This window comes from Salinispora vitiensis (genome assembly GCF_000378825.1).
Taxonomy (GTDB): Bacteria; Actinomycetota; Actinomycetes; order Mycobacteriales; family Micromonosporaceae; genus Micromonospora; species Micromonospora vitiensis.
In genome coordinates this window covers 3,780,866-3,796,514 of sequence record NZ_KB900388.1, presented here as the reverse complement: position 1 = coordinate 3,796,514, position 15,649 = coordinate 3,780,866, and the positions used below count along the sequence as shown (strand labels likewise).

Genomic DNA, 15,649 nt, shown 5'->3' with positions numbered 1-15,649 from the left:
CCGCCTCTCCGGATCTTGGACCTGTCGCCAGTCGCGCCAAGAAACCAGCCCGGACCGGAGCGCCGCGCCGCGGCTGGGGTACGGCAGGATGGCCGACGTGACCGCCGCCCCCCGTCCCGCCCTGGCGACGCTCGAGGCGGTGCTGGAGCGGCTCACGTACGTCAACGAGGAGACCGGCTACACCGTGGCCCGGGTCGCCACCGACCGCGGTGGTGATCTGTTGACGGTGGTGGGTGCGCTGCTGGGCGCGCAGCCGGGGGAGAGCCTACGGCTACACGGGCGCTGGTCCTCGCACCCCAAGTACGGCCGGCAGTTCGAGGTCGACTCGTACACCACGGTCCTGCCGGCCACGATCCAGGGCATCCAGCGCTACCTCGGCTCGGGCTTGGTGAAGGGCATCGGGCCGGTGTTCGCCGAACGGATCGTCGCCCATTTCGGCCTGGAGACGCTGCGGATCATCGAGGAGGAGCCGGCCCGGCTGGTGGAGGTGCCGGGGCTGGGCCCGAAACGCACCGCGAAGATCACCGCGGCGTGGGAGGAACAGAAGGCGATCAAGGAGGTCATGGTCTTCCTCCAGGGCGTCGGGGTCTCGACCTCGCTGGCGGTACGGATCTACAAGCAGTACGGCGACGCCGCCACCGAGGTGGTGACGAAGGAGCCGTACCGGCTGGCGGCCGACGTGTGGGGCATCGGCTTCAAGACCGCCGACACCATCGCCCGGTCGGTCGGTATCCCGCACGACAGCCCGCAGCGGGTCATGGCCGGCCTGCAGTACACGCTCTCCGAGGCCACCGACAACGGCCACTGTTACCTGCCCGAAGCGGAGTTGGTCGCGGACGCGACGAAGATCCTCGACGTGCCGGCCGACCTCGTCACCCGCTGCCTGGACGACCTGGTCGCCGAGGAGGGCGTGGTCCGTGAGTCCCTACCGGACGGCGACGCCGGCCGGCCAGCATCGGCAACACCCGGCCCGGCGGAGCCGGTGCGGGCGGTGTATCTGGTGCCGTTCCACCGGGCGGAGCGGTCGCTCGCCACCAGCCTGCTCCGCCTGCTCGGCGATGGGGCCGATCGGTTGCCGCACTTCGCGGGCGTCGACTGGGACAAGGCGCTGACCTGGCTGAAGGCGCGCACCGGCAACGACCTCGCCCCGGAGCAGGAGGAGGCGGTCCGGCTCGCGCTGACCTCGAAGGTCGCGGTGCTGACCGGCGGGCCGGGCTGCGGCAAGAGCTTCACTGTCCGTTCGATCGTCGAGCTGGCCGCCGCCAAGAAGGCCAAGGTCACGCTGGTGGCCCCGACCGGGCGGGCCGCCAAGCGCCTCTCCGAGCTGACCGGGCATCCCGCCGCCACGGTGCACCGCCTGTTGCAGCTCCGCCCGGGCGGGGACGCCTCCTACGACCGGGACAACCCCCTCGACGTTGACCTGCTGGTCGTGGACGAGGCCTCCATGCTCGACCTGATCCTGGCCAACAAGCTCGTCAAGGCCGTCCCACCCGGCGCGCACCTGCTGCTGGTCGGCGACGTCGACCAGCTTCCCTCCGTCGGCGCCGGCGAGGTGTTGCGCGATCTACTGGCCGCTCCCACCATTCCGCGGGTGCGGTTGACCCAGATTTTCCGCCAGGCCGCCCAGTCCGGAGTTGTCACCAACGCCCACCGGATCAACGCCGGCCGCCCGCCCCTGCTCCAGGGCCTGCCGGATTTCTTCCTCTTCGCCTGTGACGAAACGGAGGCCACGGCCGAGCTGACCGTCGATGTCGCCTGCTCCCGCATCCCCGCCAAGTTCCGCCTGGATCCCCGCCGGGACGTACAGGTCCTCACCCCCATGCACCGCGGTCCCGCCGGCTCGGGGGCGCTGAACACCCTGCTCCAGCAACGACTCACCCCGCATCGGGAGGGGCAGCCGGAACGACGTGCCGGCGGGCGGGTGTTCCGCATCGGCGACAAGGTCACCCAGATTCGCAACAACTACGACAAGGGTGAGTCCGGTGTCTTCAACGGCACCCTCGGCATCGTCACCCAGCTCTCCACCGAGGAGCAGACCCTGACCGTCCGCACCGACGAGGACGAGAGCATCGACTACGACTTCGACGAGTTGGACGAGCTGGCGCACGCCTACGCCATGACCATCCACCGCTCGCAGGGCTCCGAGTACCCGGCGGTCGTCATCCCGCTGACCACCAGCGCCTGGATGATGCTGCAACGCAACCTGCTCTACACCGCGGTCACCCGCGCCAAACAGCTCGTCGTCCTGGTCGGCTCCCGCCGGGCCCTCGCCGCCGCGGTCCGTACCGTCGGCGCCGGACGACGGCACACCGCCCTCAACCACCGACTCGCCACCACCACGCCCTGACCGCGGGGGACACCGGGCCAAGACGAGGACGGGCCCCGGGGTGTTCCCGGGGCCCGTCGGTGCTGGAAGCGGTGGCGTCAGCGGCCGGGCTCCCCGGTGGTACGGATCCGGTCCAGTGCCGGAGCGGAGACCGGCGAGGACTCGGTCAGGTACGCGACCAGCGCGTCCAGGTCGATCTGGCCGGTGGCCGGGTTGGTGCCGTCGGTGAGGACGGAGAAGCCGTCGCCCCCGCCGGCCAGGAAGTTGTTCACCGTGACCCGGTAGGTCCCGTCGGTCTCCACCGGTACGTCGGCGAAGGTCAGGCTGCCGGGGACCACGCGCGTGCCGGCGCAGGGGTCGTCCGCCGGGGCGGTGCTGCCGGCCGGGTCGACGACGTACCCGACCGTGGCCGACGGGTAGAGCACCCGCTCGGTGACGAACTGCTGCTCCAGCAGGCAGTAGAGCTGCTCGCCGGTGAGGTCGAGGGTCACGAGGTTGTTGGTGAACGGCTGGACGGTGAACGCCTCCTCGTAGGTGACCGGGCCGGCATCGAGGTCGGCCCGGACACCGCCTGGGTTCATGAACGCGGCGACCGCGTCCTGGTCCCCCTCGGTGGCCCGAAGCTGGGCGTCGGCGATCAGGTTCCCGAGCGGGGACTCCCCGCGAACGGTGTCGAAGAGGGTCTCCTGCGTCCGGGTGATCGCCTCGGTGGTCTCGCCGACCTCCCGGCCGGCGACCGGGCCGAGGACGGTCTGGTACCGGTCGATCAGCGCGGTCTGGGCCGGGTCCTCGGCGACGTCCCGGGTGACCACCAGGTTCTCGGCGGTGGCCCGCAGCACGTCCCCGCTCCGCCGGTCGATCTTCAGGTCGATGTCGGTGATCAGCCGGCCGTACGAGCTGGCGCTGGTCACCAACTTGTTGTTGACCTCACAGTTGTACGCCTGGTGGGTGTGCCCGCTGACGACGACGTCGATGGACTGGTCCATCCGGTTGACGATGTCGACCACCGGGCCGGTGAAGTCGACGCAGTCGTTGATGCCACCGGCGCCGGCCTGGTTACCGCCCTCATGCAGCAGCACCACGATCGTCTCCACGCCCTGGCGGCGCAGTTCCCGCGCGTACCGGTTGGCGGTCTGCGCCTCGTCGGCGAAGGTCAGGCCGGCGACGCCTTCCGGGCTGACGATGTCCGGCGTGCCCTCGAGGGTCATTCCGATGAAACCGATCTTGACGCCCTGCACCCGGTGGATCGCGTACGGGGGCAGCAGCGGCTCGCCGGTCTCGGACACGAAGGAGTTCGCGGCGAGGTACTGGAAGTCAGCGCCCCGGTACGGGGTGCCGTCGGCGCAGCCGTCGACCGGGTGGCAGCCGCCGTGCTGAATCCGCAGCAGCTCGTCGGAGCCTTCGTCGAACTCGTGGTTGCCGACGCTCGCGTAGTCGAGACCGGCCTGCGACAACGCCTCGATGGTCGGCTCGTCGTGGAAGGCCGCCGACAGCAGCGGGGAGGCACCGATCAGGTCCCCGGCGGCGACCGTGATGGTGTTCTTCTTCTTGCTGGCCTTCCGCAGCTCGGCCAGGTGGGTCGCCAGGTACTCGACCCCGCCGGCCGGCTGGTCCTCGATCGTGCCGCTGGACCCACCGGGCGGCTCCAGATGACCGTGGAAGTCGTTCAGCGCGAGCAGCGTGACGTCGACCGGCTTCCGCCCGGCGTCCGCCGCTTCGGGGGTGGTCGCGACCGCGCCGAAGGCGGCCACAGCGAGCGCGGTCAGGCCGATCGCGGCCCGACGCATCCCAGGGATGGACATGGAACTCCTCGTGGGAACCGGCGCGGAAACATCCGGGCTAGGCACGCCCACCATTTCGCGCCATCGGCAGGATTCGGACACCGGCGGCGACGGGTACCGCCACCAGCACCGACGACAGCCTCTCATCGCGCTCGCCACCCAGTCGACCGGGCGGCACACCACAGCTTCGACAACAGTGGGTAACCCGTTGGTACGCCGTACCGCGCGGACCGGGCTGCCGCGACCGGCTGGCTACCCTGGAACACGGCACCGGCAGCGGCCGGTCACCTCCGACCCGGGACAACACGCGAGTGGATCACGATCAAATCATCTGTGCCGGCACGGCCCGCCTGCCGATGGCGTCGACCGTCACCCAGGCGTGCCAGTGGACCGTCGCCGCCCTGGCCCAATCCACCCCGGCCGCCATCTCGGTGCTGCTGGAGGTCCACGACCGGCTCCGCTGCGTCGCGGCCACCGGGTCGTGGCAGGTCTTCTCCACCGTCGGGCCGGCCACCGGCGTCCTCGGTCGGGTGCACACCACCGGTCACCCCGCGGTCATCACCGACCTCGACGCGGACCCGGACCGCCTCCCGGTCCGCCCCGACGCCACCGGTGAGGTCTGCGTACCGGTGCCGGGGCCGGCGGGCCGCCCGGTCGGCGTCCTCGACCTGCTCTGGAACCAACCGGCGGACCTGACGGCGTGGCGGGACACCGCCGAACGCCTCGCGGAGCAGCTCGGCGCGCGGATCGTGGCACTCGGCGGACCGCCGGCGGAGACCCGGAGCGAGAAGCTGTTGCGGCACGCCGCCGCGCTGGCCGCCGCCGACACCGAGCGGGAGCTGCGACACGCGGCCACCACGGCGGCGCGGGACGTGTCGACGCTCTCCACCGCCGTTCTGGTGCTCGCTGGGCCGTCGGGTCCCCGGCTGTGCGCGCCGACCACCCGGCCCGACGAGTTGGAGGCCCGGGTCCGGGCCGCGCTCGCCGCGGCCGGCCCGGAGGCGCTGGGGCGGATGGTCGACCAGGCCCACCGCTACGGCGCCGGTTACACCCTCGGTGAAGCCGAACCGCCGGCGACCGACGACCACGCTCCGCTGACCCGGGCCGGGGTCCGCACGCTGGTGGCGGTGCCGGTCGGCGCAGCCGACGATGCCGGGCTCCTGCTGGTCGCCGACGGGCGGCGGCTCCGCCCCGACCCGACCACCGTCAACCTGCTGGAGTTGCTCGCCGGCCAGACCGGAAGCGCCCTGGACCGGCTCCGGACCGTGGCTCGGCTCCGCGAGCGGGCCAGCTCCGACCCGCTGACCGGGTTGCGGCACACCGGGCCGTTCGGGGAGCGGATCGCGGCGGCCACCCCCGGGCGTACCGCCCTGCTCGCGATCGACGTGGACGGCTTCAAGACCGTCAACGACACGTACGGCCACCAGGCCGGTGACCGGCTGCTGGTGGGGCTGGCACGGGCGTTGGAGGGCGCGTTGCGCCAGGGCGACGAGCTGTACCGGACCGGTGGCGACGAGTTCGCGGCGGTTATCGAGGTGAACCGCCCCGAGGAGGCGGTCCGGGTCGCCGAGCGCCTCACCGCGGCGGCGCGCGGGATCGGCCGCACCATCAGCGTGGGCGTCGCCCTCCCGTACCCGGACGAGCCCGCCGGCCACGCCCTGCACCGCGCCGACCAGGCGCTCTACCGAGTGAAACGGGAGGGCCGCGACGGCGTACGCCTAGCCGCCGCCTGAAACGTCAACGCGGGGTCAGTTCGCCGGCCAGGAGTTCGGCGATCTGCGCCGCGTTCAGGGCGGCACCCTTGCGGAGGTTGTCCCCGGTCACGAAAAAGTCGAGCGCGCGGGGGTCGTCCAGGGCCCGGCGGAGGCGGCCGACCCAGGACGGGTCGGTGCCGACGGCGTCGATCGGCATCGGGAACTCGCCGGCCGCCGGTTCGTCGACCAGGATCACGCCGGGGGCGTTACGCAGCACCTCACCGGCTCCCTCGGCGTCCACCTCGGTGCCGAAGACGGCGTGCACCGCCACCGAGTGCCCGGTGACCACGGGCACCCGGACGCAGGTGGCGGTGACCTTCAGATCGGGCAGGTCGAGGATCTTGCGCGAGTCGTTACGCAGGGTCACCTCTTCGGAGGACCAGCCGCCGTCGCTGGGCACCCCGGCCCACGGCACCACGTTCAGCGCGAGGGGTGCGGGGAAGGGGCCGAGGTCGTCGCCGACCGCCTGCCGGACATCTCCGGGACGGGCACCGAGCCCCCGGTCTCCGACGACCTTGACGAGCTGGCGGTACAGGGTGTCCACCCCGGCCGGCCCGACATCGGAGACCGCCTGGTAGGACGAGAGCACCAGCTCCCGCAGGCCGTACTCGCGGTGCAGTGGCGCCACCGCGACGATCATGGCGAGGGTCGTGCAGGTCGCGTTGGCGACGATGCCCCTCGGCCGGTTCCGAACCTGCTCCGGGTTGATCTCGGGGACCACCAACGGAACATCGCTTTCGGTACGGAACGCGGCGGTGTTGTCCACCACAACGGCGCCCCGGTCGACCGCGGTCGGCGCCCACTGGGCCGAGATCGCGTCCGGAACGTCGAAGATCGCCACGTCGACGCCGTCGAAGACCTCCGGGGTGAGCGCCTGGACGGTCAGCTCCTCGCCCCGGCAACCCACCGGCTGCCCGACCGACCGCTCGGAGGCGACGAGTCGGATCTCGCCCCAGACGTTCCGACGGCCGGTGAGCAACTCACACAGGATGGTGCCGACCGCGCCCGTCGCCCCGACCACAGCCAGGGTGGGCTGCGACGTCATGGGCTACCGCCCCGTCCCCGCATACACGACCGCCTCGGTGTCACCACCGAGCTCGAAGGCGTCGTGGATGGCGCGTACGGCGTTGTCCAGGTCGGTGTCGCGGCACACCACCGAGACCCGGATCTCCGACGTGGAGATCATCTCGATGTTCACGCCGGCCTGGCCGAGGGCGGCGAAGAAGCCGGCCGCCACGCCCGGGTGGGAACGCATCCCGGCACCGATCAGCGAGACCTTGCCGACGTGGTCGTCGTAGAGCAGCCCTTTGAACTTGACGCTGTCCTGAATCTTGCTGAGCGCGGCCATGGCGGTGGGGCCGTCGGTCTTGGGCAGGGTGAACGAGATGTCCGTCCGGCCGGTGCCCTCGGTGGAGACGTTCTGCACGATCATGTCTATGTTGATCTCAGCACCGGCGACGGTGTCGAAGATCCGCGCGGCCGCACCCGGCTCGTCGGGCACCCCGACGATCGTGATCTTGGCTTCGCTGCGGTCGTGCGCGACTCCGGTGATCAACGCCTGTTCCACGGAAAGGTCCTCCATCGATCCGGTGACCATCGTGCCGGTGCTGGTCGAGTATGACGAACGGACGTGGACCGGCAACCCCGCCCGGCGGGCGTACTCCACGGCGCGCAGCGCCAGAATCTTGGCGCCGCAGGCGGCGAGCTCCAGCATCTCCTCATAGGTGATCTGTCGGATGTGCCGGGCGTCCGGCACGATCCGCGGATCGGCGCTGAAGACGCCGTCAACGTCGCTGTAGATCTCGCACACATCGGCGTCGAGCGCGGCGGCGAGCGCCACGGCGGTGGTGTCCGAACCACCCCGCCCCAGGGTGGTGACGTCCTTGGTGTCCTGCGACACACCCTGGAAGCCGGCGACGATGACCACCGCGCCCTCGTCCAGGGCACCCTTGAGCCGCCCCGGTGTCACGTCGATGATCCGCGCCCGACCGTGCACCGAGGTGGTGATGACCCCGGCCTGTGAGCCGGTGAACGACCGCGCCTCGTACCCCAGGTTGTGGATCGCCATCGCGAGCAGCGCCATCGAGATGCGCTCCCCGGCGGTGAGCAGCATGTCCAGCTCCCGGCCGGGCGGCAGCGGACTGACCTGGTTGGCGAGGTCGGTCAACTCGTCGGTGGTGTCGCCCATCGCGGAGACCACCACCACCACGTCGTCGCCGGCCTTACGGGCGGCGACGATCCGCTCGGCCACCCGCTTGATCCGCTCGGCGTTGTCGACGGAGGATCCGCCGTACTTCTGCACCACGAGTGCCACGACGGCGCACTCCCCTCCCACGTCACCCTGAGCGTGCCGACGCCGCCGACGGAGCCGGCGGCGTCATGTCAAGACGCCCTCAGGGTATCCGCCGGACCACTCGTCCGCGTCGGGTGATCCCAGCATCCGGCCCCGAGCGCCGGGGCGCTCCGGACAGCGGACCGTTACGGTGCCTTTTCCCACATTTACCCGCTGCCAACCGCGCCGGCGCTACCAGCGAGTTCGGCCTTCCCACCGACCTGCCCGCTGACCTGCTGCTGGTCACCCGGGCTGCGACTCCCATCTCACAGTCCGGGCGATCCTTCCCAGATCCGCCCCCCACCACGTAGGGTGACGTGGTCATGTGGCAGCCGTTGCTTCTTCTTGGTCGCCGCGGCGAGGCCTAACGGCCGGCACCTCGCCGCGGGGTCGAACCGTGCCGCCCGCTCCGACCCGTTCCTCGGCGCCTCGCCGACCTCGACTGCTGACGTCACATGACCACGGAGGCACACCGCATGGCTCACCCTGCTGCCACCCCCGACGCTGAGACCGACCCCATCGCCCGGCAACGCCCCAGCCGGATGCCGCACCACCGCTACCAGCCCTACCAGCGGCAGTTCCGCACCGACCTCCCCGACCGCAGCTGGCCCACCCGGCAGGTCGAGGCCGCACCGCGCTGGTGCGCGGTCGACCTGCGAGACGGCAACCAGGCCCTGATCGACCCGATGTCCCCCGAGCGCAAGCGCCGGATGTTCCAGCTCCTGGTGCAGCTCGGCTACAAGGAGATCGAGGTCGGCTTCCCCTCGGCCAGCCAGTCCGACTACGACTTCGTCCGGCAGCTCATCGAGCAGGACCTGATCCCCGACGACGTCACCATCCAGGTGCTGACCCAGTGCCGGGAACACCTGATCGACCGCACCTTCACGGCGCTGCGGGGCGCGAAGCGGGCGATCGTGCACTTCTACAACTCGACCTCAACGCTGCAACGCCAGGTCGTCTTCGGGCTGGACCGCGACGGCATCACCGACATCGCCACCACCGGCGCCCGGCTCTGCCAGAAGTACGCGGAGATCCACACCCCGGACACCGACATCCACTACGAGTACTCCCCCGAGTCGTACACCGGCACGGAGCTGGACTACGCCGTGGAGGTCTGCGCGAAGGTGATCGAGGTCCTCGACCCGACCCCCGACCACCGGCTGATCGTCAACCTGCCGGCCACCGTCGAGATGGCGATGCCGAACGTCTACGCCGACTCGATCGAGTGGATGCACCGACACCTGCCCCGACGGGACAGTCTGGTGCTCAGCCTGCACCCGCACAACGACCGCGGCACCGGAGTGGCCGCCGCCGAGCTGGGCCTGCTGGCCGGCGCGGACCGGATCGAGGGCTGCCTCTTCGGCAACGGCGAGCGCACCGGCAACGTGGACCTGGTCACCCTGGGCCTGAACCTCTTCTCCCAGGGCATCGACCCCATGATCGACTTCTCGAACATCGACGAGATCAAACGCGCCGTCGAATACTGCAACCAGCTACCCGTGCACGAGCGTCACCCGTACGCCGGCGACCTGGTCTACACCGCCTTCTCCGGCTCCCACCAGGACGCGATCAACAAGGGGTTCGACGCCCTCGCGGCCTCCGCCGACACCGCCGGGATCCCCGTCGAGCAGCACCCGTGGGCGGTGCCGTACCTGCCGATCGACCCGAAGGACCTGGGTCGCACCTACGAGGCCGTCATCCGGGTCAACTCGCAGTCCGGCAAGGGCGGCGTGGCGTACATCATGAAGACCGAGCACCAGCTCGACCTGCCCCGCCGGCTCCAGATCGAGTTCTCCGGCGTGGTCCAGCAGGTCACCGACGACAACGGCGGCGAGGTCGACCCGCAGACCATGTGGGAGATCTTCGCCGGGCAGTACCTCCTCGACCACCAGGCGGACCCCACGGTCACCCTGACCAACTACACACTCGGCACAGTGGACGGCAAGGTCGAGTTCGAGGCGCTGGTCGGGCACGGCGGCGGGCAACGCGCCGTCACCGCCATCGGCAACGGCCCGGTGGACGCGTACGTCAACGCGCTGCAGTCCCTCGACGTCAACGTACGCGTCCTCGACTACCACGAACACGCCCTCTCCGCCGGCGGCGACGCCCAGGCGGCCGCGTACGTGGAGTGCGCGGTGGACGGCCGTACGGTCTGGGGCGTCGGGGTTGACGCCAACATCGTCACCGCCACCATCAGGGCGGTGACCAGCGCCGTCAACCGCGCCCACTGAGGCACCCGGGGCCCAGTCCGGGTTGATCTCCACCCGAGATCAACCCGGGGGCCGGTCCGGGTTGGCCTCCACCCGAGGTCAACCCGGGCCACCGGTTACCTGCCGGCCGTACCCCGAGGTCAACCGGGGCCCGGTCGCCGGCCGGCCGTACCCCGAGGTCAACCCGGGGCCCGGTCGCCGGCCGGCCCCGGAGTCGTCAGGAAGCCGTCCCCGTACCCTTTTCCGGCCCGGTGGCGGCCGGCAGGGACTGGCAGGGCTGCGACGGTGGCGGCGTCCGACGCGGACGGCGGACGAAGACCACCGCCAGCACCGCCCCGACCAGCAGCAGCCCGGCGCACCAGGCCAACGCGCCCCGGTAGGCGGCGGTCAACTCGGCCGGCCGTTCGTAGTCGGTGCCGGAGAGGCCGACCAGCAGCGGCAGGGCGGCCACCGCGAGCAGACCCCCGGCGCGTGAGGCCGCATTGTTGAAGCCACTCGCCACTCCGGCGAAGCGGTCCGCGACGGCGGCCAGCACCGAGGCCGTCAACGGCGCCACCACCAGGGCCAACCCGAGCCCGAAGAGAAAGACCCCGGGCAGCACGTCCCGCCAGTAGGACGCCTGGGCCCCGACCTCGCGGAGCAGAACAAGCCCGATCGCGGCCACGACCGGGCCCACGGTCAGCGGCAGTCGGGGCCCGATCCGGGTCGCCAGATCACCGGCGACCGGTGAACCGACCAGCAGCAGCACGGTCACCGGCAGCAGCGCGACGCCGGTGGCCAGCGCCGACCAGCCGGCCACGTTCTGGAGAAAAACGGCAACGAAGAAGGTGAACCCACCAAGCGCCGCGTAGATCACCACGGTGAAGACGTTCAGCACGGAGAAGATTCGGCTGCTGAACAACCCGGTCGGCAGCATCGCGGTCTCCCCCCGGCGTCGCTCGACCAGCACGAAGGCCACCGAAGCGAGGACCCCGGCCGCGACGGCCAGCAACACCGCTGCCGACGTCGCGCCCCGAGCCGGTGCGTCGATCAACGCGAACGTGATCCCGGCCAGGGCGACCGCCCCCAGCACCGTGCCGAGCACGTCGAACCGCCGCCGGCCCGCCCCCTTGGTCCTGGTACGCGAGGCGCTCTCGTCCCGGCTCTCCGGCACCCAGCGCAGGGCGGCCAGCAGCACCAGCACGGCCAGCGGCACGTTCAGGAAGAAGATCCATCGCCAGGAGAACTGGTCGATCAGCCAGCCGCCGACGAAGGGGCCGAGCGCCGTGGAGACGCCGGAGAAGCCGGCCCAGGCACCGATCGCCCGCCCCCGGTCGTCCGGGTGAAAGCTGGCCTGCAGGACCGACAGGGAACCGGGGGTGAGCAGGGCCGCTCCGGCGCCCTGCAGGAGCCGAGCCGCGATGAGCTGCCCGGTGTCCTGGGCCAGCCCGCACAGCACCGACGCCACGGTGAACCACACCACCCCGAGCAGGAATACCCGCCGCCGGCCGAACCGGTCACCGAGCGCGCCACCGAGCAGTACGAACGCAGCCAGCATCAGCAGGTAGCCATTAACCGTCCACTGCAGATCCGAGACGGTGGCGTCGAGGTCCTCACCCAGGCGGGGCAGGGCAACGTTGACCACGGTCCCATCGAGAAAGACCATCCCGGAGGCGAGCACCGCGGCGAGTAGCGTGCCGACCCCCGCGGGGGTACCCAGGCGAAGGGAGGGTGGCGTCATGGCCCCAAGGTTGCCCCGGCTCGATCTCGAAGCGGCTACGAAACGCCGAAACCGCCCGCCGCGGTACTGGGCGGAGCCGCCGGAAACCGCCAAGCTAAAGAGGTGTCGTCTCTGCGTACCAGATCCGGACCGCTGCTCGGGACAGTGCTGGCGCTCGGCCTGGCCGGCTGCGTCCCGGCCGGCACGCCCGACCCGTCGCCCACCAGTGACGGCGGGAATGTGATGGAGAAGCTGGCCGAGCTGACGGTGGCCAGCGCCGGATCGATGAAGGGCTACAGCCGCGACCGCTTCCCCCACTGGCGGGGCACCGGCAAGAACTGCGACGTCCGGGACACCGTGCTCGCGCGCGACGGAGAGAGCATCAAACTCTCCGGCTGCAACGTGGTCGGCGGTCGCTGGGAGAGCGTCTACGACGGCCAGGTCCTCACCGACCCCTCCGAGGTCGACGTCGACCACATGGTGCCGCTGGCGAACGCCTGGCGATCCGGGGCCGACCGGTGGACCGACGCGAAGCGGGGTGACTTCGCCAACGACACCCGGTCGCCGCACCTCTTCGCGGTTTCCCGCACCGCCAACCGATCGAAGGGTGATCAGGATCCGTCCCAGTGGCGACCGGCGAACCGGTCGTACTGGTGCCGCTACGCCGAAAGCTGGGTCACGGTGAAGCATCACTGGCAGTTGTCGGTGAACACCGACGAGAAGACCGCGCTGGCCGACATGTTGGCGGGCTGCACCGGGGGGAGCCAATCATGACCAGCACCGGGACGGATCCGACACCGCACCGGCCGGCGGGAGCCGACAACGACGCGACGGCCGCCGCTGGCGGTCCCGCCCCGGGCAGCGCCGGGATGACGGCCGACGGCGCGGCCGGTGCCGCGGTACCCGGCGCCGGGATGAGCGCGGAGACCACCGGCGCCCTGGCGGGCGGCATTCCCGGCTCCGGGATGCGGGCCGACGGCGGGTCCCGGGTCTGCGGCGCGGACATCGTCCCCGGGCCGGGCGGGGTGATGACCGACGAGGTCGGCGTGATCACCGGCGAGCTGACGCTTCGCACCGAGTACCTCGACGGTCAGGTCACCCTGCGGGTGCAGTACCGCGAGGCCGACGAATGGTACGTCGTGACCGGCGGACGGGCGACGCTGCCCGACCCGGCCGGTCTCGATGCGGTACACGCGATCGCCGTCGCCCTGCTCCACCGCCCCGACGGCTGAACCGGGGCACAGAACGTGCTCAACCCGCCCCGACGGCTGAGCCGGGCCGCGGAGGCAGCCGGTCCTGGCTGCCCCGCGACCCGGCTTCGGCGGCTCAGCCGTCGGCGGAGTCCGCCTTCGCGGTCGGGGCCGCGATCGACACCGACTCCGCGGCCGCACCGCCGTCGGACGCCCCGGTGACTCCCGCCCCGCCGTGACTCGGACGGAGTTCCCCGCTGGCGATCCGCTCGGCCCAGTGGCAGGCCACCCGGCTGCCGCCGATGTCGCGCAGCACCGGCCGTTCGTCGGCGCAGCGCGTCGGCTGGGCCCACGGGCAGCGGGTGTGGAACCGGCAGCCCGTCGGCGGGTTGGCCGGCGACGGCAGGTCACCGGCGAGCAGGATCCGCTCCCGGCGGTCCTCCACATCCGGGTCCGGCACCGGCACCGCCGACATGAGCGCCCGGGTGTACGGGTGCAGTGGCTCGGTGTAGAGCCGGTCGCTCGGCGCCTCCTCCACCAGGGCGCCGAGGTACATGACACCGACGATGTCGGAGATGTGCCGGACGACGGCCAGGTCGTGCGCGATCACCAGGTAGGTGAGGCCGAGGCTCTCCTGGAGTTCGTCGAGGAGGTTGACCACCTGCGCCTGGATCGACACATCCAGGGCGGACACCGGTTCGTCGGCGACGATCAGTTCCGGACCGAGGACCACCGCCCGGGCGATCCCGATCCGCTGCCGCTGCCCGCCGGAGAACTCGTGCGGGTAACGGGACAGGGCCCACCGGGGTAGCCCCACCTTGTCGAGCGCCTCCCCGATGATCGCGCGTCGCTCGTCTCGGTTGTCGCCGATGCCGTGGGTCTGCAGACCCTCGGTGAGGATCGACTCGACGTTCTGCCGCGGATCCAGGCTGGACATCGGATCCTGGAAAATCATCTGCATCCGACGACGCATGGCCCGCAGCCGGGCCGGCGGCAGCGTGGTCAGCTCGACATCGTCGAAGACGACCTCGCCGCCGGTGGGCGGGGTCAGCTGGAGTAGCGCCCGGCCGAGCGTCGACTTCCCGCACCCGGACTCGCCCACCAGGCCGTAGGTCTTGCCGCGGGGAATCCGCAGGTCGACCCCGTCGACCGCCTTCACGTGGCCGATCGTGCGATCGAAGAGCACTCCCCGCTTGATCGGAAAGTGCACCTTCAGGTCACGGACCTCGACGAGGATGTCGTTGTCAGTCACGGGTCTTCTCCTCGTTGGGCTCCGGGCTCGACGCTCCGGGCTGGTCGGCCGGACCGGCCTGGGCCGGGACGGCGCCGGGCAACGGCACCGGGTCGACACAGCGGTAGCTACGGGCGTCGTGGGTGCGTACCACCGGCGGCGTCTCGTCGAGGCAGGCGTCCACCCGCCGGGAGCAGCGCGGGGCGAACGCACAGCCCTCCGACCAGGACAGCACGTCGCGTACCGAGCCGGGGATCGGGTTCAGCGGCTCGCCGCGCCCACTGTCCAGGCGGGGCACCGAACCGAGCAGACCCGCGGTGTACGGGTGCCGTGGCTCCCGGAAGAGGGGACGTCGACGGGCGGTCTCGACCACCCGACCCGCGTACAGCACGTTGATGCTGTCACACATGCCGGCGACCACCCCCAGATCGTGGGTGATCATGACAAGCGCGGTACCGGAGTCGTGGACCAACTCCTTGAGCAGTTCCAGGATCTGCGCCTGGATGGTGACGTCCAGCGCGGTGGTCGGCTCGTCGGCGATCAGCAGCCGGGGACGGCAGGCGACCGCCATCGCGATCAACGCCCGTTGCCGCATCCCACCGGAGAGCTGGTGCGGATACTCCTTGAGCCGCCGGTTCGGATCCGGGATGCCGACCCGGTCCAGCAGCCCGGCCGCTTCCTTACGTGCCGCGTCACCCTTCATTCCCCGGTGGCGGGCCAGCACCTCGGTCACCTGCAACCCGATCGGGATCACCGGGTTCAGCGAGGAGAGCGGATCCTGGAAGATCATCGCTACGTCCCGACCACGGATGTCTCGCCGGGCGCGGTCGTCGAGTCCGAGCAGGTCGGTTCCGTCGAAGACCGCCTTGCCGCCGATCCGGGTGCCAGGATGCCGCGGCAGCAGCCCCATGATCGCCATCGAGGTGACGCTCTTGCCGCAGCCGGACTCACCGACCAGACCGACGACCTCACCGGCGTCGACCGAGAAGGAGACCCCGTCCACCGCGCGCACCGTACGCTGCCCACGCCGGGCGAATGTGACGCTCAGGTCATCCACTTCGAGCAGTGCCATTACCGGCCCTCCGTTCGCACCTGCGGGGCTCGCGAACCCGTTTCTCGGGCTACA

General features: G+C 71.2%; 11 protein-coding genes. 5 read left to right on the top strand and 6 right to left on the bottom strand.

Annotated features, from left to right (window positions below):
* The first annotated feature begins 88 nt into the window (after positions 1-88).
* Positions 89-2,347: an SF1B family DNA helicase RecD2 gene (gene recD2, locus SALPAC2_RS0117940; RefSeq protein ID WP_018218016.1), complete on the top strand. Its 2,259-nt coding sequence runs from the start codon at positions 89-91 to the stop codon at positions 2,345-2,347.
* A 77-nt stretch (positions 2,348-2,424) separates the two neighbouring features.
* Here the strand turns inward: recD2 and SALPAC2_RS0117935 are convergent, their stop codons facing one another.
* Positions 2,425-4,128 (bottom strand): bifunctional metallophosphatase/5'-nucleotidase, encoded by a 1,704-nt coding sequence (locus SALPAC2_RS0117935; RefSeq protein WP_026184850.1) that lies wholly within the window; start codon positions 4,126-4,128, stop codon positions 2,425-2,427.
* Between the two features lie 290 nt (positions 4,129-4,418).
* Here SALPAC2_RS0117935 and SALPAC2_RS0117930 point away from each other — a divergent pair, with 290 nt between their 5' ends.
* Positions 4,419-5,840: a GGDEF domain-containing protein gene (locus SALPAC2_RS0117930; RefSeq protein ID WP_018218014.1), complete on the top strand. Its 1,422-nt coding sequence runs from the start codon at positions 4,419-4,421 to the stop codon at positions 5,838-5,840.
* 4 nt (positions 5,841-5,844) lie between these two features.
* Here the strand turns inward: SALPAC2_RS0117930 and SALPAC2_RS0117925 are convergent, their stop codons facing one another.
* Both SALPAC2_RS0117925 and SALPAC2_RS0117920 read right to left on the bottom strand, forming a co-directional pair.
* Positions 5,845-6,906 (bottom strand): aspartate-semialdehyde dehydrogenase, encoded by a 1,062-nt coding sequence (locus tag SALPAC2_RS0117925; protein ID WP_018218013.1) that lies wholly within the window; start codon positions 6,904-6,906, stop codon positions 5,845-5,847.
* A 3-nt stretch (positions 6,907-6,909) separates the two neighbouring features.
* On the bottom strand, positions 6,910-8,175 hold the full coding sequence (locus tag SALPAC2_RS0117920; RefSeq protein WP_018218012.1) for an aspartate kinase: 1,266 nt from the start codon (positions 8,173-8,175) through the stop codon (positions 6,910-6,912).
* A 473-nt stretch (positions 8,176-8,648) separates the two neighbouring features.
* On the opposite strand from SALPAC2_RS0117920, the gene leuA reads away from it, so the two are divergent.
* Positions 8,649-10,424 carry a 2-isopropylmalate synthase gene (gene leuA / locus SALPAC2_RS0117915; protein WP_026184849.1) on the top strand — a complete coding sequence of 592 codons (1,776 nt, stop codon included), beginning with the start codon at positions 8,649-8,651 and terminating at the stop codon, positions 10,422-10,424.
* Between the two features lie 196 nt (positions 10,425-10,620).
* On the opposite strand, the gene SALPAC2_RS0117910 is transcribed toward leuA, so the two are convergent.
* Positions 10,621-12,123, bottom strand: a complete 1,503-nt coding sequence (locus SALPAC2_RS0117910) for an MFS transporter (protein WP_018218010.1) — start codon at positions 12,121-12,123, stop codon at positions 10,621-10,623.
* 144 nt (positions 12,124-12,267) lie between these two features.
* On the opposite strand from SALPAC2_RS0117910, the gene SALPAC2_RS0117905 reads away from it, so the two are divergent.
* Positions 12,268-12,876, top strand: coding sequence for a GmrSD restriction endonuclease domain-containing protein (locus SALPAC2_RS0117905; protein ID WP_018218009.1), 609 nt, complete (start codon positions 12,268-12,270; stop codon positions 12,874-12,876).
* Entirely contained in the window at positions 12,873-13,334 is a 462-nt protein-coding gene (locus SALPAC2_RS0117900) for a hypothetical protein (RefSeq protein ID WP_018218008.1), read from the top strand. Before SALPAC2_RS0117905 ends, SALPAC2_RS0117900 begins: the two co-directional genes overlap by 4 nt.
* Positions 13,335-13,428: 94 nt before the next feature.
* Here the strand turns inward: SALPAC2_RS0117900 and SALPAC2_RS0117895 are convergent, their stop codons facing one another.
* Entirely contained in the window at positions 13,429-14,544 is a 1,116-nt protein-coding gene (locus SALPAC2_RS0117895) for an ABC transporter ATP-binding protein (protein WP_018218007.1), read from the bottom strand.
* Positions 14,537-15,595 carry an ABC transporter ATP-binding protein gene (locus SALPAC2_RS0117890; protein ID WP_018218006.1) on the bottom strand — a complete coding sequence of 353 codons (1,059 nt, stop codon included), beginning with the start codon at positions 15,593-15,595 and terminating at the stop codon, positions 14,537-14,539. The genes SALPAC2_RS0117895 and SALPAC2_RS0117890 overlap by 8 nt, the downstream gene beginning before the upstream one ends.
* Positions 15,596-15,649: the final 54 nt, after the last annotated feature.

What these genes read in the sequence shown, in the direction of transcription:
- recD2 (WP_018218016.1), top strand. Translation starts at nt 89, where the DNA reads ATGGCCGACGTGACCGCCGCCCCCCGTCCCGCCCTGGCGACGCTCGAG.
- SALPAC2_RS0117935 (WP_026184850.1), bottom strand. Translation starts at nt 4,128, where the DNA reads ATGTCCATCCCTGGGATGCGTCGGGCCGCGATCGGCCTGACCGCGCTC.
- SALPAC2_RS0117925 (WP_018218013.1), bottom strand. Translation starts at nt 6,906, where the DNA reads ATGACGTCGCAGCCCACCCTGGCTGTGGTCGGGGCGACGGGCGCGGTC.
- leuA (WP_026184849.1), top strand. Translation starts at nt 8,649, where the DNA reads ATGACCACGGAGGCACACCGCATGGCTCACCCTGCTGCCACCCCCGAC.
- SALPAC2_RS0117910 (WP_018218010.1), bottom strand. Translation starts at nt 12,123, where the DNA reads ATGACGCCACCCTCCCTTCGCCTGGGTACCCCCGCGGGGGTCGGCACG.
- SALPAC2_RS0117900 (WP_018218008.1), top strand. Translation starts at nt 12,873, where the DNA reads ATGACCAGCACCGGGACGGATCCGACACCGCACCGGCCGGCGGGAGCC.
- SALPAC2_RS0117890 (WP_018218006.1), bottom strand. Translation starts at nt 15,595, where the DNA reads ATGGCACTGCTCGAAGTGGATGACCTGAGCGTCACATTCGCCCGGCGT.